The sequence below is a fragment of the Chryseolinea serpens genome (assembly GCF_900129725.1).
Lineage (GTDB): Bacteria > Bacteroidota > Bacteroidia > Cytophagales > Cyclobacteriaceae > Chryseolinea > Chryseolinea serpens.
This window is the reverse complement of the sequence record NZ_FQWQ01000005.1, coordinates 482872-507687: the sequence shown is the minus strand read 5'-3', so window position 1 is coordinate 507687 and position 24816 is coordinate 482872. Positions and strand designations below refer to the sequence as shown.

General features: G+C 47.3%; 27 protein-coding genes and 1 tRNA gene. 8 read left to right on the top strand and 20 right to left on the bottom strand.

Translation table 11 applies throughout. The features are described 5' to 3' along the window. Positions 1–629 precede the first annotated feature (629 nt). Positions 630–2987, top strand: a complete 2358-nt coding sequence (locus BUB30_RS30185) for an ABC transporter permease (protein WP_073142058.1) — start codon at positions 630–632, stop codon at positions 2985–2987. Positions 2988–3031: 44 nt separating this feature from the next. On the opposite strand, the gene BUB30_RS30180 is transcribed toward BUB30_RS30185, so the two are convergent. From BUB30_RS30180 to BUB30_RS30150, 7 genes are read right to left on the bottom strand one after another with little or no spacing between them, the layout of a single operon-like run. Further along, the gene (locus BUB30_RS30180) at positions 3032–4504 is read right to left on the bottom strand and encodes a geranylgeranyl reductase family protein (RefSeq protein ID WP_073142057.1); all 1473 of its coding nucleotides are present in this window, start codon (positions 4502–4504) and stop codon (positions 3032–3034) included. 4 nt (positions 4505–4508) lie between these two features. Then, positions 4509–5537 carry a polyprenyl synthetase family protein gene (locus BUB30_RS30175; protein ID WP_073142055.1) on the bottom strand — a complete coding sequence of 343 codons (1029 nt, stop codon included), beginning with the start codon at positions 5535–5537 and terminating at the stop codon, positions 4509–4511. Positions 5538–5588: 51 nt separating this feature from the next. Next, a complete protein-coding gene (locus BUB30_RS30170) occupies positions 5589–6311 on the bottom strand; it encodes a COG1470 family protein (RefSeq protein WP_073142053.1) in 723 nt (240 codons plus the stop codon). Further along, positions 6274–6933: a COG1470 family protein gene (locus tag BUB30_RS30165; protein ID WP_073142052.1), complete on the bottom strand. Its 660-nt coding sequence runs from the start codon at positions 6931–6933 to the stop codon at positions 6274–6276. Before BUB30_RS30165 ends, BUB30_RS30170 begins: the two co-directional genes overlap by 38 nt. Positions 6934–6945: 12 nt before the next feature. Further along, complete coding sequence (locus BUB30_RS30160) at positions 6946–7599, bottom strand: hypothetical protein (RefSeq protein WP_143165147.1); 654 nt, start codon at positions 7597–7599, stop codon at positions 6946–6948. Further along, positions 7589–8386, bottom strand: a complete 798-nt coding sequence (locus BUB30_RS30155; protein WP_073142048.1) for a COG1470 family protein — start codon at positions 8384–8386, stop codon at positions 7589–7591. Before BUB30_RS30155 ends, BUB30_RS30160 begins: the two co-directional genes overlap by 11 nt. A 25-nt stretch (positions 8387–8411) precedes the next feature. Then, the gene (locus tag BUB30_RS30150) at positions 8412–8882 is read right to left on the bottom strand and encodes a hypothetical protein (protein ID WP_073142047.1); all 471 of its coding nucleotides are present in this window, start codon (positions 8880–8882) and stop codon (positions 8412–8414) included. A 439-nt stretch (positions 8883–9321) separates the two neighbouring features. On the opposite strand from BUB30_RS30150, the gene BUB30_RS30145 reads away from it, so the two are divergent. Beyond that, positions 9322–11739: an ABC transporter permease gene (locus BUB30_RS30145; protein WP_073142045.1), complete on the top strand. Its 2418-nt coding sequence runs from the start codon at positions 9322–9324 to the stop codon at positions 11737–11739. Between the two features lie 250 nt (positions 11740–11989). Here the strand turns inward: BUB30_RS30145 and BUB30_RS30140 are convergent, their stop codons facing one another. The 4 genes from BUB30_RS30140 to BUB30_RS30125 form a co-directional block, all read right to left on the bottom strand. Next, positions 11990–12373: a nuclear transport factor 2 family protein gene (locus tag BUB30_RS30140; RefSeq protein WP_073142044.1), complete on the bottom strand. Its 384-nt coding sequence runs from the start codon at positions 12371–12373 to the stop codon at positions 11990–11992. Positions 12374–12694: 321 nt separating this feature from the next. Next, positions 12695–12931: a GIY-YIG nuclease family protein gene (locus BUB30_RS36040; protein ID WP_073142042.1), complete on the bottom strand. Its 237-nt coding sequence runs from the start codon at positions 12929–12931 to the stop codon at positions 12695–12697. A 144-nt stretch (positions 12932–13075) separates the two neighbouring features. Then, positions 13076–13149 (bottom strand) — tRNA-Pro (locus BUB30_RS30130). 96 nt (positions 13150–13245) lie between these two features. Next, the gene (locus tag BUB30_RS30125) at positions 13246–13932 is read right to left on the bottom strand and encodes an SIMPL domain-containing protein (protein ID WP_073142040.1); all 687 of its coding nucleotides are present in this window, start codon (positions 13930–13932) and stop codon (positions 13246–13248) included. Between the two features lie 273 nt (positions 13933–14205). On the opposite strand from BUB30_RS30125, the gene BUB30_RS30120 reads away from it, so the two are divergent. Beyond that, complete coding sequence (locus BUB30_RS30120) at positions 14206–14679, top strand: hypothetical protein (RefSeq protein WP_073142038.1); 474 nt, start codon at positions 14206–14208, stop codon at positions 14677–14679. A gap of 54 nt (positions 14680–14733) precedes the next feature. On the opposite strand, the gene BUB30_RS30115 is transcribed toward BUB30_RS30120, so the two are convergent. Further along, on the bottom strand, positions 14734–15456 hold the full coding sequence (locus tag BUB30_RS30115; protein WP_073142036.1) for a LytR/AlgR family response regulator transcription factor: 723 nt from the start codon (positions 15454–15456) through the stop codon (positions 14734–14736). A 30-nt stretch (positions 15457–15486) separates the two neighbouring features. Beyond that, positions 15487–16506 carry a sensor histidine kinase gene (locus tag BUB30_RS30110; protein WP_073142035.1) on the bottom strand — a complete coding sequence of 340 codons (1020 nt, stop codon included), beginning with the start codon at positions 16504–16506 and terminating at the stop codon, positions 15487–15489. A gap of 217 nt (positions 16507–16723) precedes the next feature. Between BUB30_RS30110 and BUB30_RS30105 the strand changes: the two genes are divergently transcribed. Further along, on the top strand, positions 16724–17506 hold the full coding sequence (locus BUB30_RS30105) for a glycerophosphodiester phosphodiesterase (RefSeq protein WP_073142033.1): 783 nt from the start codon (positions 16724–16726) through the stop codon (positions 17504–17506). A gap of 68 nt (positions 17507–17574) precedes the next feature. Here BUB30_RS30105 and BUB30_RS30100 read toward each other — a convergent pair whose 3' ends face one another. Next, a complete protein-coding gene (locus BUB30_RS30100; RefSeq protein ID WP_073142031.1) occupies positions 17575–18087 on the bottom strand; it encodes a hypothetical protein in 513 nt (170 codons plus the stop codon). A 237-nt stretch (positions 18088–18324) separates the two neighbouring features. On the opposite strand from BUB30_RS30100, the gene BUB30_RS30095 reads away from it, so the two are divergent. The 4 genes from BUB30_RS30095 to BUB30_RS30080 all read left to right on the top strand — a co-directional run bounded on the left by BUB30_RS30095 (position 18325) and on the right by BUB30_RS30080 (position 20825). Then, positions 18325–18579: an Atu4866 domain-containing protein gene (locus BUB30_RS30095; RefSeq protein ID WP_221408820.1), complete on the top strand. Its 255-nt coding sequence runs from the start codon at positions 18325–18327 to the stop codon at positions 18577–18579. Between the two features lie 23 nt (positions 18580–18602). Then, positions 18603–19508, top strand: a complete 906-nt coding sequence (locus tag BUB30_RS30090; RefSeq protein WP_317044236.1) for a helix-turn-helix domain-containing protein — start codon at positions 18603–18605, stop codon at positions 19506–19508. Between the two features lie 21 nt (positions 19509–19529). After that, positions 19530–19868 (top strand): hypothetical protein, encoded by a 339-nt coding sequence (locus tag BUB30_RS30085; RefSeq protein ID WP_073142029.1) that lies wholly within the window; start codon positions 19530–19532, stop codon positions 19866–19868. A gap of 120 nt (positions 19869–19988) precedes the next feature. Beyond that, on the top strand, positions 19989–20825 hold the full coding sequence (locus tag BUB30_RS30080; protein WP_073142027.1) for an SDR family oxidoreductase: 837 nt from the start codon (positions 19989–19991) through the stop codon (positions 20823–20825). A 252-nt stretch (positions 20826–21077) separates the two neighbouring features. On the opposite strand, the gene BUB30_RS34965 is transcribed toward BUB30_RS30080, so the two are convergent. From BUB30_RS34965 to BUB30_RS30050, 6 genes are all read right to left on the bottom strand, one after another. After that, a complete protein-coding gene (locus tag BUB30_RS34965) occupies positions 21078–21488 on the bottom strand; it encodes a hypothetical protein (RefSeq protein WP_143165146.1) in 411 nt (136 codons plus the stop codon). Between the two features lie 23 nt (positions 21489–21511). Next, positions 21512–22777 (bottom strand): RNA polymerase sigma factor, encoded by a 1266-nt coding sequence (locus BUB30_RS30070; protein ID WP_073142024.1) that lies wholly within the window; start codon positions 22775–22777, stop codon positions 21512–21514. A gap of 58 nt (positions 22778–22835) precedes the next feature. Beyond that, positions 22836–23177 (bottom strand): YciI family protein, encoded by a 342-nt coding sequence (locus BUB30_RS30065; protein ID WP_073142023.1) that lies wholly within the window; start codon positions 23175–23177, stop codon positions 22836–22838. Positions 23178–23208: 31 nt separating this feature from the next. Next, a complete protein-coding gene (locus BUB30_RS30060) occupies positions 23209–23592 on the bottom strand; it encodes a YciI family protein (protein ID WP_084138475.1) in 384 nt (127 codons plus the stop codon). Positions 23593–23700: 108 nt separating this feature from the next. Further along, entirely contained in the window at positions 23701–24165 is a 465-nt protein-coding gene (locus BUB30_RS30055) for a YybH family protein (RefSeq protein WP_084138474.1), read from the bottom strand. 39 nt (positions 24166–24204) lie between these two features. Next, positions 24205–24771, bottom strand: coding sequence for a dihydrofolate reductase family protein (locus tag BUB30_RS30050; RefSeq protein WP_073142021.1), 567 nt, complete (start codon positions 24769–24771; stop codon positions 24205–24207). Positions 24772–24816: the final 45 nt, after the last annotated feature.

Genomic DNA, 24816 nt, shown 5'->3' with positions numbered 1-24816 from the left:
AAAATAACGCTCCAAAATATTCAGATCCTCGACGACCGGGAGCCCTTCTATAAAGGCAAAGGCGAGTTCCGATTCTATTCAAAAGTATTTACACCCGACAACGGTGGTCTCTCACAAAAACACACGTTCCCCGGAAAGGGTCATTTCAAATTGGGTGACAAACCCGGCGACAATGAAGTTGAAATCAACCAGGTCATATTCGATGCATTCGTCGAGAACACGCTCGCGGTGCAAGTGGGAGGATTGGAGTTGGATACTTTTGATCCCGATGACAGGCTTTGCACTTACAAAAGGATTTTTACGGGCAAACCCGACCAATGGATCGGTAAGTATGCTAGCCATGACGGAGAGATGAACATTGAAAATTTGGGGGGTTGGAAAGTTTGCTATAGTGTCGAATATTCTGGCTGAGCGGACAGGTGATCTGAGACGGTATGTGATTCGACATCTGCCCTGCAAGGCCTGCCGAGAATCTATCTTAGATGTCCTAATCTGACCTACTTATGTTCGGTATTGAACGGAACAATCAAAATACAATTCGAAATTTGACCTGGTTTAGGAGATTGATACTGGCATGATTGTTATCTTACCGTCTTCGCTAAACCTTCGGAACAATTTAGATTTGTTATATGCTTAAGAATTACCTAAAAACCTCGTTCCGCAATCTACTCCGCCATAAGAGCTACACGTTCATAAATGTTCTTGGCCTCACGGTCGGACTTGTCACCAGCATTTTTATTCTACTCTGGATAATAGATGAATTGTCTTTCGACCGCTTCCCTTCAGATGCTGACCGCATTTTTAAAGTAATGGTCAACAACGCGTATCCCGATGGAAAGATTGAAACGTATCCCGCCACCCCGGCTAAACTGAAGGATGTAATCGTACAAGAAATTCCTGAAGTAGAATTAGCAGCCCAGTACAGCATGGAAACAGAACTGCTGGTAAAGTTTGAAACCACCGCGTACAATGCGTTTGGTGTTTATGCTGACCCGACACTCTTCCAGATCTTCAGCTTTCCTGTTGTCAGCGGCAATGCGACCAAACCGCTGACAGACATTAAATCCATCGCTGTTTCCGAAAGACTCGCAAAAAAATTATTCAAAAACGGGGATGCCATTGGGAAATCGATAAACCTGGCTGGCTCTCATGACCTTATTGTTACCAGTGTTTTTGCAGACATTCCACAATATTCAACCCTTCAATTTGACTTTGTTGCCCCCATCGAGCTTTTCACAAAAGAAAATCCCTGGACACAACATTGGAAAAGTGGTGGCACCCAAACAACGGTATTGCTGAAATCATCATCCTTTGTTGACATGGCAAATCAGAAGTTTGTTTCTCTGATCAAGAATAACTGCCCCGATTGCACCACCACGCCATTTCTATTTCCTTATGTAAAGTCAAGGCTGTACAATGAATTTGAAAACGGAAAGAACGCAGGAGGCAGGATACAACAGATTTACCTTTTCGGTGCAGTGGCCGTACTGATCCTTGCCATGGCCTGTATTAATTTCACGAATCTTTCAACCGCCAGAGCCGCCAGTCGAAGTCGCGAAGTAGGGATCCGGAAAGCAATCGGCGCTCAGAAGAACAGTCTTGTTGTTCAATTTGTTTCTGAATCGATTCTTCTGTCTTTCATTGCGGTGTTGTTTGCCATGGTGATCGTTCAGCTGCTCCTCCCCTTCTTTAATGAGGTTACAACCAAATCTATCCGGTTAGACGTGAGCAACCCCGTGCACATGGCAGGGATTTTGGCTATTACTTTGATTTGCGGATTGCTTGCAGGAAGTTATCCTGCTTTTGTCCTATCCAGATTCAATCCTGTTAAAGTCCTGAAGGGAAATACCCAACTCGGGCTCACTGGAAATACGCTTCGCAAATCACTGGTCATCGTTCAATTCACGGCCTCTATCATACTGGTTGTTGGGAGCATAGCCGTGTACAAACAAATCGTTTTTATCAGTGAAAAAAATCTTGGGTTTGATAAAGACAACATTATAGTGGTCGACCAAAATGAAGGTATTGTTAAATCATACCCGGCTATTAAAAATGACTTGTATCAATCCGGCGCTGTTAAAAGTATTGCCTTTGGAGGGAATAACATATTTACCATCCCCATTACCACTACAGACCCGGTTTGGGCCAGCAAGCCCGACAACTCGTCCATCCTCTTCAAAATATTCCGATGTGACGCAGAGTTCATTCCGACGATAAATATTAAAATCCAAAGTGGCAGAAACTTTATTGACGGTCAAGATGCCTCCAACTATATCATTAACAGGAAGGCTGCGGAAGTTATGGGATTGTCCTTTGAAAATGCCGTAGGGAGTGAACTTGAAATGTGGAATGGAAAAGGGAAAATAATCGGCATTACGGACGACTTCCACAATGATAACTTGAAATTTGGTATTGAACCCCTGATATTCATGTATTCTGAAAATGTCGGCTCTCACTATTTCATGAAGTTAAGTGGCAAATTACCCTTCGTTGAAAATATTGAACAGATTGAAACAATATTCAAGAAGCACAATCCTGATCATCCATTTGAGTATATTTTTCTGGATGACGTCTTTAAAAAAGAATACCAGGCAGAAACCGTTATTGGAAAATTATTTTTGAGTTTTACCGTGGTTGCCGTTCTTATTTCATGCTTAGGCTTATTTGGCTTAGCTTCTTTTACGGCGGAGAGGAGAACTAAAGAGTTAGGCATCCGAAAAGTGATGGGTGCCTCCGTTGGAAACCTTGTTGTTTTGCTCTGTAGCGATTTTGCAAATCTTGTTTTAGCCGGTTTATGCATTGGCTTTCCTGTCTCTTGGTATCTTATTCGTGAATACCTGTCAAAATATGCCTTTCACGCAGAGATCAATCTGGACATATACATTTTAACATCAATTGTGATGTTGCTTATTGTGTTGCTTTCTGTAGGATACCAATCTGCTAAAGCGGCGATATCAAATCCGGTAGACTCCTTACGTAATGAGTAGTTGGAACGCATTGGTTTCACTCTGGTGCGATGGGCGAACGATGTCTAGTGGGTCCCCTGTTTTGCTTGTGCTTTTGCAGTGTGAGCGGCGACCCCGATGCCCTTACCGGCGATCCCCAGTAGCCATTGAAAATATACTTTTGGGTCTTTGATAAATTCCTGGATGCCTGAGCGCGCACCGTCGGCAAGCAGGGCGCCGTCTTTTGCGAATTGATCAGGATGTTCCAGGTTTTTAAGCAAATACGCCTGCGCATCAAGACCGGTCTGCTGGAGAATCTTCAACAGGATGTTGGGCGAGAGCACTTTGTAGGAAGGATAGGTGCCTTCGAAGATGCCGGCAATGGTGGTCGCAAAAGACGGGTCATCTTTTGCGATGGTAATGACCCGTTTCATCAACGACATCCACAATGGAGTGAGTGTTTTATTGCGACCAAACTGCACCAGCAAATTGGACATTGAAAAATCGTATGCCAGTTCCTTCTCCAGTTTAAGCCGATAGCTTTTTAGTGCGGCAAGAGAATAGTCATTTTGTGAAAGACAATCGACAATCGTCTCCGCGGCCCAGCGCGCGCTGAGCAGAGCATACTGTATGCCGTCGCCACTAAGCGGATTGATCAGTCCGGCGGCTTCGCCCGCAAGCAGCACGCGGTCACCAATAAGGGGATTCCGTGCGTCATAAAAGGTAATGGGCCAGCCTTGCATTTTTTCGGTGGCTTTGGCTGACCCGAGCCGCTCATTTAAAAAAGGATTGTTGGCAATGTGATTGGCAAAACATTGCCGAACGGCGGAGGCCTGCTGTGGAAATGTTTGAAATACCATGGCCATCCCGACGTTAGCACCTCGTTCGCCCTTCGGAAACAGCCAATAAATTCCAGGGAAGTTTTCCTCGCTAAAATAAATGTCCACGCGATTTCGTGGACCGTTTACACCTTCATAGTAGGCGCGCAATCCCAATAGCTGATAGGTGGGATCTGGAGAATTTCCGCGCAACCTTCGTCCTATTATTGATCTGCTACCGTCCGCTCCCACAACAAGTTGAGCAGTGAGTTGTCCTTCTTTGTTATCCTTTACATACGTTATCACTACCTTGTTGGCAAGCACCGTATAATCGGTCACCCGGCAGTTTTCGTAATATACGGCGTTTGCTTTCTTGGCGCTTTCATAGATCATGGCATCCAAGGTGATCCGCGGAATGATCCGTGCGTGATAAGGCAGGCCTTCAGGTTTTTCCAGCGCAACATGGGCTTGCACACCGTTCATAAACATTCCCACCTGGTCAATCTCGTTTGCCTGCATAAAACCATCGGTTTCGGTGATGCCTATGGTTTGAAGTTCGCGCAGCGCAATCGGGCTGACGCCGTCCCCGCATATTTTGTCGCGTGGAAATTGCTTCGCTTCCAACACGATGGTCCGGATGCCTGCCGTGGCTAAATGATAAGCCAGGCTACTCCCCGCCGGTCCCCCACCTACGATGAGTACGTCGCAATCATGGTGTATTTTTTGTGTTGCCCGAATCATGATGTTAATAGCGGCGATTGATCATGTAGAGAATGAGACTTTCGAGAAAGGCTTTGTCTTCCGTGTCTTCCAAAGATGAAAAATGCGTGTAGAATTCTTTCAGGGCTGCGCCGGCCAGGTATTGACTGGTTTCCTTAGCGCAGGTGATGGCTTCATAGCGATGCATCCAGTTCAGAATCTCACGAGCATTCGCTTCCGTGCGTTCCCGTATAGGAAGCGCCAGGAATTTTTGAATACGTTTGCGCTCTGTCGGGGCACATTTTGCGATCAGGTCAATGAGCATGAGCGTGCGCTTCCCTTCCATGATGTCGCCCCCAATTTCCTTCCCGTAGGCGCTTTCCTCCCCTACCAGGTTGAGTATGTCATCCTGGATCTGAAAAGCCGCACCCATAAAATAACCCAACTTGTTGAAGCGATCAGGATCTACCGTTCCTTTGCTGCCGATCAGGGCACCGATTCGCAGGGGTCGGATGCAGGTGTACCAGCAGGTTTTTTTTAAGATCATTTGCAGATAATGGGTTTCGGTAAGGTCACACCGGTTGTCTTTGCGCCAGCCAAGTTCCAGTGCTTGTCCTTCGGTTGTATCCATAACCATTTGCTGCACTTCCATAAAAATCTGTTGTGCCAGCTTTTCCCCCAGCAGCCGCCGGTTGTACCAAAGGGGCTGAAGGCTGAGTGCATTCATGGCATCCCCTACATTGATAGCGATTGCCCGGTTGTTGCTTTCGTGCAGGGTAGGTCTATTTCGACGATAATGGCTTTCATCTTCCACATCATCATGGATCAGGAAGGCGTTATGAAGCATCTCCAACGCCACCGCCGAATATTTCGCGTCTTCAAAAGAACCACCAAATGCTTTGCAACTGGCGATACACAGTCCAGGGCGAAATCCTTTTCCACCTCGCGTGGGGTAATCCGATATGAGCTCGTAGAGGTAACGTTGAGGTTCTTTTTTTGGAATAAAAGCGTAGATACCCTTCAACGTTTCAGCGCCGTATTCAGCAAGCTTATTCTTCATCAAGGTATCATTCATAAGCCAATAAGTTAAACGCAGTCGCTTGCTCCGTGCCGATAACCGTGATGCCTATTCGATGACCTCAATGGCCACCAGTATACAAAGCTCACGATTGTTTATATCCGACAGGAACGCATTGTATCTTCCCGCCTTAGCCTTGCGGGGAACTTTTACGGTAATGCTAACATCTTTTTGCTCGTTCGCTTTCAGCAACAAGGTGCCCGGCGTAATGGTAATGGCGCGCAGCCCGATCTTCTCATGGCCTGGTCCGATCAGATCCGTTTTGCGGAACACTATTGTTGCGGGCTTCTCCGTTCCATCGTCCTGCAAGCTGAGGGTCATCGAAACCATTTTCCCGGGCTTTACAGGCTGCTCGGGTTTGAGTACAAGCACGTCGGCCGCCGGTTTTGTTTTTGGTTCATCAGGCTTCTCTGGCGTGGCGGATTGACCGTTCTCTTTTTTAACGGCGTCTACCACGGCGTTCATCTGTTGTGTCATCGATGTGAAGGCATCCAAAAAGAGATCGAGCAGTTCGTGCGAGTCGCGTCGTATGCGGCCCATCAACTCGTTGGGATCGCTCCTGACCTTATTTACATCGATCAGTTTCTTTTCAATGTTTTTGGCAGCCAGGATCCCTGCTGCTATTTCTTCTTCCAAAATGTTTACCGCCGCGCCGATGATGTGCTGGGCTTTACCCACAACCCGGTCGGTGCCCGGCCATGAAAAGTCGTCGGGTTTTTTGTCCTTTTTTGTATTATGATTTTTTTGAGGACCGCTTTTGGGGTTGGGCATGGGGTGATTTTGGGGCTGAGGGTTCGACAGTAAGGATCACGCTGAAATAGGCAACATCAAATCCAACAACACGCACATCGCTCACATAAGCACCCGGCACGGTGTCTTCCTGAATTTGGAGATGGATAGTCACGGTATGAGATTCACCCGGCTTTTGAACGAACGACTGCGGGACGAATGTGGCGGAAATGTTTGCTTCACCACCCCCGGCCTGTTCGGCCACAAAGGGAGAGTTGATGAATCCGCAGGTCACGCTTTCTGTCTTGGTATTTTCTAACACAAAGGTGAGCGTCACCGTTTCGCCAGGTTTGCCATTTCCTTGGAGTACGAAAGATGGTGTGGTAACAGGAGGTGTAGGGTCGTCCTTGGCATGCAATATTTCGCTGGCCGTCGACAGCCCCAGTTCCATCATCTTGTTGTAATACTCCAGATTCATCCGGGCAAACGAATTCAGCGCACGACCATAAACACGGGGGTCAAGGTTAAACGCATTTTTCCGAATGTTTTCCGGGTTGCTGATCTGGCTCAGTACACTTATGCTTTGCGACAGATATTTTTTATTTAACGTCAGTGTCTGCCTGAACAGCTCTTCGAGAGGATTTTTGTCGTCGTTGGAAGCCATGGTGCTGGAAGATTAGGTTTTCGACCGGCCGGGTTCACAGTAATAGTGCGATTTCCAGCTTTGCCACTTTAGTTTGTATTTTTTCTCTTCCTGCGGATTCACAACGATGCCGTCGCTATCGGCTACTTCTACCGTAAGGCATATGTTCTGGTTAAACTCGTTTTCTCTCAGCACGATCTCTGCCGCATAGGTGCCGGCAGCAAAATTTGCAAGATCCAACGTGAGCAGTATGCGCTCTGATGTATAAGGAGAAAGTGTAACCGAAGGTTTGTTGAGCAAGGGTTGAGCCGTTGCCATCTTGCCATCACGGTCCATCAGGTCACGCATGCCGACACGGTACGTCTTTGTTTCACCACAGCCATTGCGTACGTTAAAGGGGATGACAATGCGTTCACCCACCATGGCCCTTCTGTGAAGGGTTGCCAGGCAGTGTGGAGGACATTCCTCCTTAGGAGGGCAGTTGTCTGAACAGGAATATAAATTCCGATACGGATCAAGAACGGCCTTGCTTAGCTGAGCCAGGTTTTTACCAAATTGCGTGTTGTTGCCCACCACATTGTTCAGCAGGTTGCCATAGAACTCCATCGACATGTCGGTAAGCGTTTGCAGGTTTTTCATGGCTTCACCGCTTAGTATATTTGACTGCAGGTTTATTTTATTGTCCATTTCGTTTTGGTTTTTTGGGTTCCACATGTGACTTGATTACAAGGGAGAGATCGATGTCCCACAACCGGATGAGCAGCTCGTAGTCATTGCCGGCATTGGACTCCGGCGGCATCGTAACATTTAAGTGCACCAACATGCTCTGGCCGGGCGAAAGTATTTGACCAGCCTCCGCTACGCTGGCGTTCGCCCAGGCCGGTAAGTTGTTTTTGATGTTTTGCGTAATATGGTCCATGGTCTGCGTGAACCCGTCGTCCTTATTTTTTCTGAAGCCCACGCCCAGTGCCCTGCACAACATGTCCATATCCAGCGGCGCCACGTGCGTGATCTGCGGAATTTGAAAGGGAAGATTACCGATGTTGGTCAACGTGATGGTCGCCGTGTGGATTGTGTCCGGCGCGGTACCTTGAAACGTGAAGGTCTTTGGTTCTGCTTCTATGGCAATGGTAGGCTGTACAACTATTTTCACCTTGGTGTTTTTTCCACCGATTGAAACATAGGTATCATACGTTCCCGGCGGCGTGTCGGGTGTAAGCGACACGGAGACATGTTCGACACGTGTTTCACCCGGAAGCAACTTTGAATTAATACGCAATGCCGCACCCAAACCGGATTCGAGGTCGGCATGGTCAGGGGCCATTAAGTTAATCGAGCGAACACGGGCAATAGACTCGTTTTTATTGTGAAGCGTTATTTTTCCCCGCAAGCTGCGCGGCGCGCCATTTAAGATGATTTCGTCTTGGACAACAGAAATGTTTTCCAGTAGTGCATCAGAGATTTTGGCTTGCATAATTTAATTTGTTTATGTAGACGAGCTACTGATGGGGCTTGCGTTCGGGAAACGGGCGCGTGTCCGGGGCACAACAGGGATCTTCTTCACATCGCTCTGCTGCGTTGGGCACATAGGGCTCCGTGATGATCTGGCTTTCGCCACTCATGCAAATGCTAAAAAGTTCGAAGCCCATAAGCTTAAATCCCACCGTTTGATAGTTGGGGATGCGTACGCGGTTTTTCATCATGTCTTTAATGTCCTGCAACGTAAATCGAGGGAGGTTCATGATCTCTAACTTGCTATCGGTACGCACAGGGTCGTTGGCGTCGCCGGTGAGTTTGAGCGTATTGGTCGTGGTGAGGCTTCCGCTCAATTTGTTTTCGACACTCCCGGAAAGCGCCGTCTCTATTTTGCCGGAGTGATTGGCGTCCATTCCACCACTTATATCGATGTCAAACGGCTTTTCAGGGAATAAGTGGTGATCATAATTTTGGGGAATTTTTGGTATGCTCATGGAAGAGGGTTTTTAAGAGCGTAATTTAAATTAGGTCAAAACTAGAGAATAAGGAAGGCGGAGTGCGGAGCAGAGATAACAAACCACCTTTTGAAGAGGACTTGATCTTCAAAAGATGGGCTCCATGGTCTATAGCCTGAAGATAGAAAATGACCGGGTCATTTTCAAGTTCCAAATCAACTATTCAAACTTGGCATTTCCGTTGTCTGGAATGATGCCCACAAAAGCGGAAGGTCTGTCTTGTGGCCGAAATCAGGTAGTCTTCATTTTCGGGTTTTAGTGATTTAGGGTTCCCGGAAGGAGGTACGCAGACAAGGGGAACCGTTTAAGACCTGGGATTGTCGGCAATTCCATAAGCAGCTATGTATAATAATAAAGAAAGATAGTGTAACCATTTCAAAGTTATCCGGTAGCATATCCGTACCAAACGGCAACGGCCATGATCCGCAATCACTTTAAAGTCGCCCTCAGAAATTTACGCAGGCACAAAATGTATAGCCTGATCAACATCGGTGGTCTCGCCGTCGGCATGGCGGTGGCCATCATGATCGGATTATGGGTGTACGACGAGGTGAGCTACAACCGCAGCTACAGCAACCACGATCATATCGCGTCGTTCAATCGTCACGTCATCGACCCTTCCGACCCGAAAAAAGCCGTTAGTTGGTTCGGCACGCCTCAGCCTGTGGCAAAGATGTTAACGGAGAAATACGGCCATCTTTTCAAACACGTCGCGATCATGTGGTGGGAAACGGACTACCCCTTGCGTGTTGGAGACCGCAACTTTTTCAAGAAGGGAGAATACATCGATAAATCAGTGATTGACTTGCTTTCTCTGCAAATGATCCGCGGAAATGTTGAAAGCATGAACGACCCGAATGCGATCATTGTCTCAAGGTCAACCGCTGAGTCAATTTTCGGTGACAAGGATCCGGTCGGCCAGGTGGTCAGGATAAGTGCATCGCGGGACGCAACGGTCACGGGCGTCTATGAAGACATTGCTGCTAACGCAATGTTTGCCGACATTCAGTTCTTCGGAAATTTTGAAGGGCTGAAGAACAGCGTTCCCACTTTAAAAGCTAATGAAACCAATTGGGGAAATAATGCCTGTCGCATTATCGTCCAAACGGTCGACAACGTCTCGATTGAACAAGCCAGTGCTGCAATCGCCGATCTCTATATTAAAGATACTCCGGAAGGAATAGCGGAATATTCTAAAAAATATGAGACGCGTGTGTGGTTGAATCCCATGAAGAACTGGTACCTGTATTCAGAATTCAAAGACGGCTATCCCGCCACCGGACGCATCACCTTCGTGTGGTTGTTTGGAATTGTTGGAGCCTTCGTGTTGCTGCTCGCCTGCATCAACTTCATGAATTTGAGTACGGCACGTAGCGAAAAGCGTGCACGCGAAGTGGGTGTGCGTAAAGCGATCGGCTCCATGAGATCACAGCTCGTCAATCAATTCCTGAGCGAATCGTTCCTGATTGTCGCGCTGGCATTCGCCGTTGCACTGCTGATCGTTTCTTTAGCATTTCCCGCTTTTAACCAGTTGGCAGACAAAAAGATCGCGCTGCCCTTTACCAATATCTATTTCTGGATGTCGAGTCTTGTCTTCATCATCATCACGGCATTCCTCGCAGGACTGTATCCTGCTTTTTATCTTTCGTCGTTCCAACCCGTCAAAGTTTTGAAGGGAACATTTCGGGTTGGCAAATTCGCTTCGCTGCCACGCAAGGTCCTTGTGGTGATCCAGGTTGGTGTTTCGGTGATACTCATCATCGGAACGGTCGTCGTGTATCAACAAATTCAATTCGCGCGGCAACGCCCGGTCGGTTATGATAGACAAAATTTGATCCGCATCCCTATTCACGACATGGAATTCGACAAGAATAAACTCGTCATGAGCGATCAACTGCTTTCGAGTGGCGCTGCGACCGACGTTGCGTTTTCGAGTAGTCCATTGACTGCTATTTGGGACAACTGGAGCGGATTTAACTGGCGGGGAAAAGATCCCGACACCGATCCGAGTTTCACGGTAACCTGGATTGATGAGGAGTACGGAAAAACGGTTCAATGGAAAATATTGAAAGGAAGAGATTTCTCGCGCGATCATTCGACAGACGTAAGCGGCGTGATCATCAATAAAGCCGCGGCAGATTATCTCGGACTCGAAAATCCCGTTGGTGAAGTGATCTCGAACGGTGACGCAGGGCGGGAAATTATCGGAGTGGTGGAAGACCTGATCATAGAAAGTCCTTATGAAGCCGCTAGCCCAGTTTTTTATTGGCTGGACAAAAATTTAACCAACAACAATCTTGGGCAAATGATCGTGAGGCTCGATCCCGGCAAAGGCACCGCTGAATCCTTGTCTGCCGTGGAAGCCATTCATAAGAAGCTGGTGACTTCATCGACTTTCGAATACAGTTTCGTAGATGAAGAATATGGAAATAAATTCAAAGCCGAGCAGCGGATCGGCAACCTGGCGTCGGTATTCGCGGTGCTCGCCATATTTATCTCTTGCCTTGGGTTGTTTGGCTTGTCGTCGTTCATCGCGGAACAAAAGACGAAAGAGATCGGTGTCAGAAAAGTTATCGGCGCGTCGCTGTTGAATATCTGGATGTTGTTAACGAAAGAATTTGTCGTCCTGGTATTGATCGCATTGCTGATGGCGATGCCGATAACCTACCACTATCTGAATCAATGGCTGTTGACTTTCCATTATCACACAGCGCTCAACGGGTGGATATTTATGATTGCCGGTGCGGCAGTCTTATTGATCACGTTACTCACCGTAAGCTTTCACGGCGTAAGGGCAGCCACGGCAAACCCGGTGAAGAGCTTGCGAAGCGAATAGGATTTCATGAGCTGGGTTGGGCTGGTGGCCGGGCGTTGCCCGACGAAGCCCAATGCACACTTCCCTACGAAGAAGAAAACCCAAACACGAAAAAGCCCGCCTTCGCTGAGGCAGCTTCGGCGGGCGAGGCCCGCTCCCTACAAGTAACTTGTAATGTGGTCGGGCCTTGCACAATATGGCTGATGTTTGTGGCGCAACTTACACGGCAAAATTCCTGATGCGACGGGGCAGACTACCGATTCTATTCCTCTCAAATTGGTTCCTGCCGATAGGAGACCTTATCCATGATCAGCCATTTTCCATCTAACTTTATCAGGTTAAACCGATCAATGAACCGAAACGTGGCGAAAGTCAATTGCACGTGGGCTGACCCGGTGTCTCCGTCCCATGTGAATGAAAGGAGTTCAGGTTGGCATTCCTGCAAGGTTGCTTGGGCAACCAGGTCCAGGTATTGCGGCAATGTCCACTGAACCAACTTTCCCTCTATAATTGTCCTGATGTATGCATCAGGGTGAAAGGCACCCCGGAGTCTTTCAATGTCTTTTACCGGACGCCCCTGAAGATAATCGTTAAGCGTAACCTGAATCAAGTGCTTTTCCTCTTCTACTCCCACTTTGCTTGCTACAGTTTCCATGATTTTTTGATATCCATTTAAGTGTCTTACCTAGCATCGATAAGCTTGATCACGGTCCGCTTACTTGAACATGACATTGGAAAAGCGAGCTTTCTCCACTACCGAAAATCGACACAGGTAACGAGACTAACGGGGTAACCTCAGTTTGGTTACAGGAACATAACCGGAACTATGCTTTTTCAATCGCTCGTCAAGAACCGACATACATCCTGTGTATAATTTTCGTCTGGGCATCGAAGCATTTGGGCAAACCATCTATCGCTAACGATTAAAATTTTTATTCAACAAGGTGCACCGATGGACGATCACATAAAATTGGCGCTACACCAACCGCCTATTCATCACAGCACGCCCCGATCCGGTTTTAAGATACTTTTCGAAATCATACGCCTTCTGTTTTTCAGAAAACACGATATAAGTGACAAGTGTTACAGGCAGCCGATTTCGAGTTGCAAGAACTTCACCCCCATGGTGTCTTTTCATCCGGTCTTCCAAATCAGAAGTGCATCCCGTGTAGAATTTCCCATCGGTGCACTTTAGAATGTATACAATCCACATGTCAGTTAACGGTTTAAAATTGAACCTAACGAAAGTAGTCGGGCCGCGCCCGACGTAGCCCGCCACTGCACATGACAAGCACTGCATAACTGCCTATAAAAAACAAAGCCCGCCTACGCATGAAACATGCTTCGGCGGGCGAAGTCGGGGCGACAGGATTCGAACCTACGACCTCCACGTCCCGAACGTGGCGCGCTACCGGGCTGCGCTACGCCCCGAGGGTCGTAAAATTAATCATTCTTCGAACATTCGCGCGAGGGGAAAACAAAAAATGCAGGAAGAATCCTGCATTTTTAGCCATTTTGGACCGGTTTCTATTTTATTTCGAACTGGGCCATCAGTTGGGCCTTCAGTTTTATTTTCCGGAAGGCAATGGCATCGTCCGTTGCGGCCACGTCTCCCGCCGACTTGTACATCACGTTGGAATACACGGGCATCGGCTGGATCGGGTCGTTGTCCCAATCGCGGACCATGAGGGGTTTGCCGGCTTCGGCGCCGATGGATTTGAGCAGGGATTGGGCCTTGGCCTGGGCGGCCTGGAGGGCTTTGATCTTTAAGTCGAGCTTGAATTTTTCCAGGTCGGTGTGGCTCACGCGGGTCAGGTCGAGTTGCTCTACTTTGACGGGCTCCAGCTTCTCCAGAAACTTTTCGAGCTCGGCGGCGCTGGTCAGTTTCAGTTCGTATGATTTCTCGCGGAACGCATCCTTGTCCTTGCGGCCAAATTTGCCCAGTTGGGAACCGGCATCAGCCAGGGTGAGATTCTTGCGGTCGACACCGGCGGCCTTCAGGGCCTGCATAAAATCCTGGTCGAGTTTTTCCAGCGAAACCTTGTTCCGGTTTTCCTCAAATTCGCGGAGCCTTATAAAAAGAAAGATCTCGTTGGGTTCAATTTCCATTTGGGCAGAGCCCGGCACTTCGATGAAATGTTCACCTTTAAAAACGTCTTGGGCAAAGGTGGTAACGGCGGTAAAAAAAAGAATTGCAAAAATTGTCGATCGCATAGTTATATAATTTTTGTGATTAGACACAAAAGCCTTGCCTAAAGTGGTAAGCGTTGGAAAAAATTAAAGGTGTGAGACGATAAGACGTTGAATGACAGCTGAAAAAAGTATTTCTCACGCAGACGTATTTCTTGTAAGTCCCGCTATAATTTCAAATGGCTTTGTCCAGAAGCGCAATTCGTCAAGTAATCGGTGCAGATGGTCAGACTTCCGGCACAGGGACCGGGTTTTGTTCGTTCCTTTAAGAAAGTCGCAACAAAAATCTTAAACACCATGAAAAAGAACATTCTCTTTTCCTGGGTAGCCGCCCTGTTTGGCGTCGCCCTATGCTCTGTCCTGTCTGGCTTTTCGGCCATGTCGGGGGCACACAGTGTACAAGTCTATCTGGACAACAAGTTGATGATTGATCAGTATATCAATCAAAAGGCGGTTGCCGCGAAGTTGGATTTGGATCGCGCTGAAAATCACGGTCAGCTGATCGTGAAATACAGTGAGTGTGGAAGGACTGTGACGGGCAGAAAAATCACGATAAAGGACAGCGACGACAAAGTGTTGAAGGAATGGAAATTCGAAGGATCGTCAAGCGGTTTTCAGGAATCCATGCCTTGCCCGGTAAAAGATATTCTGGCGCTGAAAACAACGAAGAGCAACACCCTGAAGTTGTATTATTCATCGAATGATTTCCCGGAAGGGCAGCAAATCGTCTACTTGGTTCTTAGCGGTGCCCCGTCCACAGCATCAAGATAGTGCAGCACCACTCATCAGCCCCACGCCAAGGGGCTGATGTTTTTTTTGCTAAGCCTATCGCTTGAAAAGGTAAGTGCCGATAATGCGTTGAACCACTTGTTCACGCAAGGTCCGGCCAATGGGGATCCGCGCGTTCTCCAGGATGATCTCGTCGCCCTCAATAGCCTTCACGTGGGGTAAGGAGATCAAAAAGGATTTGTGAACTCTTAAAAATTGATCCTTTGGCATTTGATCCTCCAGGCTGGTCAGGGTGATATACGTAATTAACTTTCTGTCGCCGATGTGAAGAATGACATAGTTTTGCATTCCTTCCACATAGGCTATGTCTCTAAAAAAAACTTTTTCAAACTTACGGTCGCAGCGAACAAAATAGTAATCGACTTCTGGCGCGCCATTCTGCCCGGCACGCAACTTCAACTGAAAATATTCCATGGCTTTTTGAGAAGCCTTCAGGAATCGTTCAAAAGTAATGGGCTTGACCAGGTAATCCATGACATCCAGTGAATACCCTTCCACGGCGTAGTCGGGATACGCCGTTGTGAGAATAGTAATCGGGGGATTTTTTAACATCTTCAAAAAATCTATCCCCGTCACTTTCGGCATATGAATATCCAAATACATCAGATCGATTTTTTGCTCATTCACATAGGACGCAGCTTTCAGTGCATCCTCACACGACGCAACACAATGCAAAAAATCGATCGCCTGCATATGCTCTTCTAGACCTTTGCGGGCAACGGGTTCATCGTCGACAATGAGACAGTTCAGCTTTGTCATTTGTTATTTGAATTTTTATATCTCCATCCATTAGTCAATCCGCAGCGAAAGGGTGACCTCATAACTCTCCCCACGGTTGTCGATCACCAGGTTATGGCGATCCTTGTACAGCAGGTCCAATCGCCGCCGCACATTTTTTAATCCAATCCCTGTGTGTTGCTCCTCCGCCATTTTATTTTCTTTCGTGTTAAATACGGAAAGTTTGATGTGACGATCCTGCCTATCGATCCGGATCCGGATCTCGTTTTTACCGGGTCCATGGGACACATGTTTAAATGCATTTTCCAAAAAAGGAATGAACAACAAGGGTGACAGGGTAAAGCCTTTCACCTCTTCCCCAACAAAAAAGGAAATCGCATAGTTTTCATTTTTTCGCATCCGCTGCAAGTCGACATAGTTCTTTAAATAGAGGATCTCCTTCTCGATGGGTATTTCCTTTCCGTTGCACTCATACAATTGATAGCGCAGCATGTCTGAAAACGCCGACAGCGTTTCACGGGCGGATGTATTTTGTTTGTCGATTTGAAAATAGATGGTGTTGATCGAATTGAAGACAAAATGGGGATTGATCTGAGCCTTCAGGTATTCCAATTCCGAGGTCAATTTCTCCACTTCCATTTTCCGGATGAGCTCTCGCTGAAAATACCATTCTTTACTCAATTGCAGGGCCACATGAAAAACCAGGTAGAACAGGGCAATCGAAAAGTTGTAGTACGTGTTATATAAAATAGACCGCTTACCTGGATCGCCCAGGACATAACCATACAAATAGACATCATGTATATTTTTCAATAGAACGTATCCGGCCATCGCCAGGCACAGTAGAAAACAATAGACGGCGATCTTTTTTTGCTGGGCATATTTCGGAACGAGCACGAGCCAATTGAAATAAATCAATACTGCCAGTAGTCCGTTGCGGATCACAACCTCGAATAGAAATTGGTCAAAGCCTGCCTTCGTGATCAAATAGTCCCGGGTGTACATATGAAACCCAATGGTGATCACCCAAAAAATTCCATGGTCAAGCTTATACTTCCAGAAGCGATTCATGTACTTAAATTAGGAATTTAGCCAGACTAAACCCGGCGCAGACCTTGTATTTTTCCAGGCAGTCAAAGCATCGCAGCGGCGACATTTAGGTCTATCGTCTTGACCGGTGGCCGCAGCTCATGCCGTTAAGGTTCTATGAAAAACGTATAAAATAAAATTAATATAGAGGCCATATCAAATGTGTTGCACGGCAATTTTGAATGTATTCCTTTGCGTTATGAAACAGACCTTCCTCCTGATCGCCTGCATACTTTTTAGTTTCGAGGCCTACAACCAAACGTACCGGCTGATCGCACACCGCGGTGGCGTCGTCGACAGTGTGCATGCAGAGAACAGCTTGCCTGCCCTGGAGGCCGCCGTTAAGCAAGGGTATTGGATGACCGAGATCGACCTGCGGCTGACCAAGGATGGCGTGTTCATCCTCCAGCATGACCGGTCGTTCAAAGATCATTTCGGCGTGGACAAACCGGCGACGGCGATGACCTGGGAGGAGATCCGCAAGCTGAAACATCATCAAACGGGCAGCGGCGTGATCACGCTCGAAGAAGCCCTTCGCACATGCCGCGGCAAGATGCAGGTGATGATCGATAATAAGATTGCTGGCAACGACACCGTTATGTTTAGCCAGGTAATACGCCTTCTCAAAAAATACAACTTGTTGGAGCAGGCTTTAATGATCGGCACCGACGAGTCAACGCCCTACTTCACCGGCAAGATCAAGCTCAGCTGCACGCGGCAACAGCTTGAAGACAACAAGAAAAAGGCAGGTTTCAAGCCGGGTCACTATTATCTTTTCGGCGGCACCGATAGCATGACCGCCGAAGACGTGGCGTGGGCAGCGCGGGAAGGGATTATGGTGGTGGCCGCCGTAAATCGCTTTCATTATCGCGATGTGAAAAATCCGGATGAAGCTGTTGCTGCGGATGTTGAGACGTTGAAATCGTGGGGAGTCAGGTACTTTCAGATCGACTCTGAATTTTCGCGTTACTTTCGAAAGTGAGCATTCGCGTCACAGGCAATCCAGCCGGGGTTGATCTGCCCTACATCTATCCCAAACCAGCCAAACGTTCATTGCAAATAAAGTGTCAACCCACCAACGTGGTCAAACGCATCCCATTTGTATTTGTCTTTCCTCATGCCCTGCTTTGGCAAAAGCAACTGCACTGCTGTCGGTTTGTTTGACCCAATGTAGTTTCCCAACCGTCGCTCGCGGACCACCACCTCGCTAAAAACGGAATTATGGTGAATGATCGGTTCGTTTAAATTGATGACGAAATTATCTGACTTGTTGCCAATTCTCAATTTCCGTTGAACGATCCCCGTCCATTGCAATTCGCTTTTCATTTCATTGTTTTGGTCGGCATAGGTTAAAAGAACCTTCCTCCCGATGGCAACGCCGTTCAATACTCTTTTTTCAACGATTGAATAGGCCGTATAACCTAGTCCAGCAGCAAAAATTACTAATAGTAGATCCATGGGATGCGCTGTCGGGATGCGATTGGCGGTCATACAATATATCAAAATCAAAAAAATATTAAGGTCAAAAATCCGGCAATCCGAAACTTTTTTGAGTTGATGCATAGTTCATATCCAATCGCCAGTGCAAATCCGACAAATAGCGAGAAATCGCACGACGGATCCAGACACCGGAACCACCAAATTTTGGCGCATGGTTGCGATTTTGGGTCTGAAAACAATTTAAAACAGCCGGACAGGAACAGGTCATTGTTTGAATTATACAAGCATTGGATTGATGAAAACAAGGCTGCAGAAACCCTTAGATCCTACTTTTGTTCCACAAACAACGCGAAAAACTTTATGGAACGTCCATCCAAATACCTGGGCATGTGGGTGACCGGCGATGGCTACATCCGCCAGGAACTTTTGCCCGCCGGAAGATACGACGAAGCCCGTGGCCCCAAGAAAAGCGCGTATACGGGACGCTATGAGATCACCGGTGACTATATTTACTATTGGGATGATACCGGCTTCACCGCCGACGGCACCTTCAGTGACATCGACACCTTGCATCATGGCGGGTACATATTTTATCGCGAAAAGTCAAAGTCCTGATGGAGATTTAAAACCCTACTTCCATGGCGATTGAAAAAACTGAAACACTCGAAGATTTCTATAGACAAAAATTCAACTGGATGCCGGAAAACCTGCGCAAGGACATCGGGCATTTCAATGTATTCCGGATGGAAGATTGCCTGGGTCCCAACAAGGAGCCTGTACAGTATAGCCGGCGTGATTTTTATAAGGTCGCACTGATCCGTGGCAAACACGCCTATCACTATGCCGAGAAAAGCCTGGAGGTGTCGGGTACATCGCTGATCTTTTTTAATCCTCAGGTGCCCTATACGTTCGAGCAACTTTCGGGTGACCCCACGGGTTACTTTGCCATTTTCAAGGACGGCTTTTTTATCGAACGCCTCCGCGGTGGTCTTGGGGAGTTGCCCATGTTTCAGCCTGGCAGCAAGCCGAGTTATCTCTTGAATAAAACACAGGACAAATATGTGAGCCATGTGTTTGAGAAAATGCTGGAAGAGATCAATTCGGATTATGTCTATAAGTATGACCTGCTCCACAATTATGTGATGGAGGTCATCCATTATGCGTTGAAGATCCAGCCGACCGAAACGCTATACCAACATACGAATGCCAACGCGCGGATCACGGCCGTTTTTAGTGAACTCCTCGAAAGACAGTTCCCAATCGAGTCGCCCACACAGCGCTTCACCCTTCGCTCGGCCAGGGATTTTGCAGAGCACCTGGCCGTTCACGTCAATCACCTGAATCGCGCCATACGGCTCACCACGGGCAAAACCACCAGCGACCACATTTCCAACCGGCTGGCCAGTGAAGCCAAGGTGCTGCTCAAACACACCCAATGGAATATCTCGGAGATCAGCTATTGCCTGGGTTTTGAGGACCCCGCTCATTTCAACCATTTCTTCAAGAAGCATGCGCAGGTAACGCCCTCTGCATACCGGATGTAACACGGAAACTGTCAAACATCCATGCTTACACTCCGCAGAAAAAAAGATCGCTATGCCATAGATCACATTCCCGGCAAATATGGACCACGGGTGGCCTATTCGTTTTCCCGTGACTTTCTTCCCGAAAGCGTTCTTCTCCACATGCTTTCTTTAGACGTATTCAAGGAAACGGAGGACACCATTTACCTGCTCACCGAGAAACAAGACAAAGCCATACTCAACGTTTTGAAGAAGCTCCATCGCGAGCAAAACTCCGGTTATATTTTCTCCGAGCATCTTCAGAAGACGTATCTTGTCGAGCTCATCCACCTGATCACAAAGATCCATCATAGTGGTCTGCTGGCGCGTTCATCAGCCTAAAAAGAAGGTCACAAATTCGTTGCTTGAATTATACAAGTATTGGTTTGAAGGCGGCAAGTACCCAACCCTGGATGGCATCTACCTTTGATGCATCAAAATCAATCACAAATAATTTCAAGTATGAAAAAGAAAACATGGTTTGTTACGGGTGCATCAAAAGGTTTAGGCCTCTCCCTGGTTAAAACGTTGCTCGCAGGAGGCTACCCGGTGGCCGCTACTTCAAGAACACTCGGTGATCTGCAAAATGCAGTAGGCGTAGCGTCTGCAAATTTCCTACCTCTTTCGGTCAATCTCCTGGACGAAAAAAGTGTGGCAACTGCCATTGATGCCACCATAAAACACTTCGGCTCCATCGACGTGGTGGTGAACAACGCTGGCTACGGTCTGGCGGGTGCATTGGAGGAATTGAGTGACGCAGAAACGCGCGCCAACTTTGATGTCAACGTGTTTGGCGCTTTGAATGTGATCCGTCAGGCGTTGCCCCATCTCCGCCAACAATCGTCCGGTCACATTTTTAACATCGCCTCTGTTGGCGGGTTCACGGGCGGGTTTCCCGGCTTTGGGATCTATTGTGCTACCAAGTTCGCCATGCATGGTTTCTCGGAATCGCTGGCGGAAGAAGTGAAGGCCTTTGGCATACGTGTCACCGTCGTATCACCCGGCTATTTCCGCACGAATTTTCTCGAGGCATCATCTCTCAGTGTTCCCAGCCACCCGATTGAAGACTATAAATCGGTGCGGGAGATGCAGTCGCTTCATCAAAACAACTACAACGGCAACCAGCCGGGCGATCCCGATAAGGCAAGCGCTGTGCTTATTCAAGTAGCGGAAAGCAAGGATTCGTTGCTTCACCTGTTCCTCGGGCCCGATGCCTACCAGTTCGCTGAACAAAAGATGAGCGCTGTTCACAAGGATATGGACGCCGTCCGGGCAACGGCGACTGCTACTAATTTTTAAAAACCAAAATGCACAGGCCACTCGCGCGATTGATGTTGTGCGGGTGGCTTTTGCTTTTTACAAGATGATGATTGGGGCGCGAAGGGGAATTGAGGGAGGTGTCTACATCAGTCAAATCTCTTTGTCGTTAATTTCCATAGTCCATGCCTCCTGGTCCAGATATGAAAATATTTTCTTGTACGTTCCGCTTCAATTTTTTCAGTTCCTTTGATTTCGCGGAACACCTCATACCCTGATGTGTAAACGGTATTGCTATCTATTTCGGTAATGGACTCTGCCATTCTGTGCAGACAAGTAGTTTGGAAGGCCATCCTTACTTTCGACAACTTTATTTTGCTTTCCATCTCGCGTGAAGTCCCTCGCCCAAATTTTAATTAGCGTCAGGGTGTCCCGGTTTCTCAACGCGCCACATTCTTCTGATTCTAAATCCAGGATCATATTTTCGATGGAAGACAATTGAATCTTGCTGGTTTTGAAAGAAACATTTTCCCTGCCGACGATTTGCCACCAACCGGATGAATGTGAGGCGTTCAACGACGTCGTAGTCGATGGAGTTCCAAAGACGTGGGACCTGGAATTGATGACCACTGCTGAGTCTGCTGTTTGAGCGTAGGAGTAGATGCTTAACAGAAAGGCATGTAGTAATAATTGGATTGTTTTCATTATTTAGTGAAGTTCTATTTCAATTATTCCAACGGTTTTCCCATGTCAGCTCCTGTTTTTTGTGTGCATTTCAGTATCCTGTTAGCAATAATCGTCTTGTCGGCGGTTGACTTTGCTAGGGTAAACGCATTTTGGAAATGGGATATTGCCTTTTCGTTGTCCACATCGGTATAAAGTTCTCCCAGAAGGGAATGATATAAATGATTGTCGGCCAGGTTGATCTTTTCGGCCTCGATTATGGCTTCCCTTTTCCCGTTCACTTTGGCCAGCGCATAGGTCCTGTTCAATGCTGCGATCGGCGAATACTCAATCAGCAGGAGTTGATTATAGAGTTGCAGGACATTTTCCCATTTTTCAGTTGTATCCGTCTTTACCGTGTGCCAGCAGGCAATGGCGGCCTCCAGGTGATATTTGGAGATCTTCGTGCCTTCCGAAGCGCGATTCAAAAAATATTCCCCCTTGGCAATGAGCTCGCGATTCCACAGGTCTGTGTCCTGGTCTTGATATAAAACAATTTCTCCGTTCTGATCGTGCCGTGAATCAAATCTTGACGATTGGAAACACATTAAGGAAAGCAAGGCATTGGCGGGGGATTTGTTCGTTTGTTCATTCTCCACCAGCAGGTACGTGAGCCTCATCGCCTCAAAACAAAGGTCCTTCCGCAAGGTGACGTCGTGGTTAGAGGAGTAATAGCCTTCGTTAAAAAGTAAATACAACGTCATTAAAACGACAGACAACCGGTCGTCGATGTCGGCTAAAGTAGGTTGCTCTATTTCAATTTTCTCTGTCCTGAGTTTTTCTTTAGCGCGTTGCAATCGCTTGTAGATAACTTTTTTGTTTGTCAGAAAGGCGCTGGCAATTTCGTCCACCCCAAACCCGCAAAGAAGATTCAATGCCAGCCCGATTTGCGCTTCGGCTGGATTGCAGGGATGACAAACGACAAAGATCATGGCCAACTGGCTGTCGTTGATATTTTTGACCGACAGATCGAGTTCCAGTTCTTCCGAAGTCGCGGTGCTGTATTTTATTCCCTTCGAAATGTTCTCCGCAAAAAGTGTGTTGCGTTTCAAATAGTCTTTGGTCTTATTTTTTGCAACCGTGTAGAGCCACGCCGTTGGGTTCTCGGGCAATCCCTTTAAGCCCCACAATTCGGAAGCGATGAGGAATGTGTCGCTCACAATGTCTTCGGCGATCTCGATATGCTCAATACCAAATAACCGGCAGAGAACAGAAACGATCTTTCTGTATTCGGTCCGAAACAGATGCGGTATGAGTTCTGCCTGATCCATAAAAAAATAAATGCCTTCGTAAAAAGTACAAAGGCATTTATGATTTTCCAAATGATGATCAGAGCACGCTGATCTCTCTGATCTCTACATTTCCACCGATTCTTAAAATCGGGCATCCTTTTGCCAGCTCCGTTGCTTCCTGAATGGAATCCGCTTTGACAAGACTGTAGCCTACGATGGATTCTTTTATTTCCGTGTACGGTCCATCGGCAATGACATTGTCGGGTTTCAGAACCTGGCCCGCCGGGACCAACCGGTTTCCACGGTCGACCAATTTGTTTTGCGCGGCAATGCCCCCGATCCAGTCCATCCAACGTTTCGTGGAAGCTTGCATTTCTTCGGGTGAAGCTTTCGGCATCGTGTTGTAGTCGGTCCTAAATACTAAAAGGAAATCTTTCATTGTATTAAAATTTAATGGTTAAAAACTAAGTCTACATGCCCTGGATAGGGCGCACTTCAATGTTTGCATTCGATTCTAAAATAGGACAGCCTTTTGCAATTTCAATGGCCGCATCCAGATCTTTGGCCTGCACGATCGTACAACCCCCAACAATCTCTCTCGATTTTCCAAAAGGGCCATCCATCACCGTTTTCCCCGAACCAAAAACCTGTTTGCCGGTAGTTTCCAATGGTTCGCTGGCTACGTGCGTCCCTTGCTCAGAAAGGTCGGTCAACCAATGGATCATTTTTTCTTTAAGGTTCTGCAAAGTCTCGGGCGACTGGCCGGGTTGGTAGACATCGCTACCTCTGAAAAAGAGCATAAATTTTTCCATAATGCGTTTGCTATTAATTGTTTTATAGGTTGTTGCGGACATGCCCGCCGTTAATTCCTCATGGGTCCCGAAATTTTCCGGTGCTACAAATACATGACGATCGGATCTTCCGCATTCGACAAACTTTTAAAAATATTTTTTTGGCGCCCTCTATTTGCGCCGGTCGCTGCTAAACGAATGCCGGAACATTTTCCAGCCGTCGGGGTTCTTCTTCCACAGTACCAGGGATTTGCCATTGTCGACCACCTTGTTGCCGGCATCCAATAATTGAAAGAAGCCTACTTCCGTGACATATTCCACTCCATCCCCAAATACATCGATCGTGATAAACTTGCCATCCCGGACGCCAAACTTTTGATAACCGATCTTAAAAAACTCAAGGGCTGCGTCGACCCCACAAAGCGCCGGGGTATTGGGCCGCATGATCCAGCAGTCCTTTGCATAGCGGTCGATGAACAGTGACGAGTCGCCTTTGGCAAAGGCCTGGAAATAAATCGCGTTGCTCGCGGCGATCGCCTTTTTTGCTTCTTCTAAATTGGAATTTTTTGGTTGTTGCGCCTGGCCATTAAAAACTATAAAGGACATCAGGACGATTTGAAAAACTATTTTTTTCATAGCAGATATGATTAGGTGTTAAATTGAAATTGCTGGCGCTTATTGATCGGCGCGTTGATAATGCACAATGACCACGCCCGACTGCAGGACCTTCGTCGATTTTAATTTCAAAGGCTGGGGCGCATTCAATGCGGTCTTGCTGAACAGGCGGGTGCTGCCGCCGCCGCCGATGAGCGATTGGATGCAGAAATAATAGTCGTCCACTAACTGGTTTTGGGTGAGGGCCGCTACCAATGCCAGGCTACCAAAAGTCAGCAAACCTTTTTGATCCGCCTGTTTGAATCGACGGATCGCTTTAACATCGAGGTCCCTGACGATCGTCGAATTCTTCCAGGTGGTGGTGCTTAGTGCCGATGAATACACCTGTTTGGGGATGTCGGTGAGGGCATGCGCCATTTTCATCTGCCAATAGGGCGTGGCATCACTTTCGAGTCTTACCGGCCAGAGCTGCTGGAACAACTCAAACGTGTTGCGTCCATAGGCGACGGTTTGCACCTCGGTCAGGATATCATGAACAAATTCAAAGTATTCAGCGTCCGGAGTCACATATTGACTATCCGCAAACCCATCCGGAGTCGTGTTGATAAAACTGATAATTTTTCCCATTGGTTTGAAATTTTATTGTTTACAAACCAATGACGATCGGGTTTT

Coding starts and splice junctions, on each gene's coding strand:
- BUB30_RS30175 (WP_073142055.1), bottom strand. CDS start 5,537: ATGAATGATACCTTGATGAAGAATAAGCTTGCTGAATACGGCGCTGAA.
- BUB30_RS30065 (WP_073142023.1), bottom strand. CDS start 23,177: ATGAAAGATTTCCTTTTAGTATTTAGGACCGACTACAACACGATGCCG.
- BUB30_RS30165 (WP_073142052.1), bottom strand. CDS start 6,933: ATGGCTTCCAACGACGACAAAAATCCTCTCGAAGAGCTGTTCAGGCAG.
- BUB30_RS30080 (WP_073142027.1), top strand. CDS start 19,989: ATGAAAAAGAAAACATGGTTTGTTACGGGTGCATCAAAAGGTTTAGGC.
- BUB30_RS30185 (WP_073142058.1), top strand. CDS start 630: ATGCTTAAGAATTACCTAAAAACCTCGTTCCGCAATCTACTCCGCCAT.
- BUB30_RS30055 (WP_084138474.1), bottom strand. CDS start 24,165: ATGAAAAAAATAGTTTTTCAAATCGTCCTGATGTCCTTTATAGTTTTT.
- BUB30_RS30070 (WP_073142024.1), bottom strand. CDS start 22,777: ATGGATCAGGCAGAACTCATACCGCATCTGTTTCGGACCGAATACAGA.
- BUB30_RS30160 (WP_143165147.1), bottom strand. CDS start 7,599: ATGGACAATAAAATAAACCTGCAGTCAAATATACTAAGCGGTGAAGCC.
- BUB30_RS30125 (WP_073142040.1), bottom strand. CDS start 13,932: ATGCGATCGACAATTTTTGCAATTCTTTTTTTTACCGCCGTTACCACC.
- BUB30_RS30140 (WP_073142044.1), bottom strand. CDS start 12,373: ATGGAAACTGTAGCAAGCAAAGTGGGAGTAGAAGAGGAAAAGCACTTG.
- BUB30_RS30115 (WP_073142036.1), bottom strand. CDS start 15,456: ATGACAAAGCTGAACTGTCTCATTGTCGACGATGAACCCGTTGCCCGC.
- BUB30_RS34965 (WP_143165146.1), bottom strand. CDS start 21,488: ATGAAAACAATCCAATTATTACTACATGCCTTTCTGTTAAGCATCTAC.
- BUB30_RS30120 (WP_073142038.1), top strand. CDS start 14,206: ATGAAAAAGAACATTCTCTTTTCCTGGGTAGCCGCCCTGTTTGGCGTC.
- BUB30_RS30110 (WP_073142035.1), bottom strand. CDS start 16,506: ATGAATCGCTTCTGGAAGTATAAGCTTGACCATGGAATTTTTTGGGTG.
- BUB30_RS30050 (WP_073142021.1), bottom strand. CDS start 24,771: ATGGGAAAAATTATCAGTTTTATCAACACGACTCCGGATGGGTTTGCG.
- BUB30_RS30155 (WP_073142048.1), bottom strand. CDS start 8,386: ATGCAAGCCAAAATCTCTGATGCACTACTGGAAAACATTTCTGTTGTC.
- BUB30_RS30180 (WP_073142057.1), bottom strand. CDS start 4,504: ATGATTCGGGCAACACAAAAAATACACCATGATTGCGACGTACTCATC.
- BUB30_RS30150 (WP_073142047.1), bottom strand. CDS start 8,882: ATGAGCATACCAAAAATTCCCCAAAATTATGATCACCACTTATTCCCT.
- BUB30_RS30095 (WP_221408820.1), top strand. CDS start 18,325: ATGGAACGTCCATCCAAATACCTGGGCATGTGGGTGACCGGCGATGGC.
- BUB30_RS30100 (WP_073142031.1), bottom strand. CDS start 18,087: ATGCATCAACTCAAAAAAGTTTCGGATTGCCGGATTTTTGACCTTAAT.
- BUB30_RS30060 (WP_084138475.1), bottom strand. CDS start 23,592: ATGTCCGCAACAACCTATAAAACAATTAATAGCAAACGCATTATGGAA.
- BUB30_RS36040 (WP_073142042.1), bottom strand. CDS start 12,931: ATGTGGATTGTATACATTCTAAAGTGCACCGATGGGAAATTCTACACG.
- BUB30_RS30105 (WP_073142033.1), top strand. CDS start 16,724: ATGAAACAGACCTTCCTCCTGATCGCCTGCATACTTTTTAGTTTCGAG.
- BUB30_RS30145 (WP_073142045.1), top strand. CDS start 9,322: ATGATCCGCAATCACTTTAAAGTCGCCCTCAGAAATTTACGCAGGCAC.
- BUB30_RS30090 (WP_317044236.1), top strand. CDS start 18,603: ATGGCGATTGAAAAAACTGAAACACTCGAAGATTTCTATAGACAAAAA.
- BUB30_RS30085 (WP_073142029.1), top strand. CDS start 19,530: ATGCTTACACTCCGCAGAAAAAAAGATCGCTATGCCATAGATCACATT.
- BUB30_RS30170 (WP_073142053.1), bottom strand. CDS start 6,311: ATGCCCAACCCCAAAAGCGGTCCTCAAAAAAATCATAATACAAAAAAG.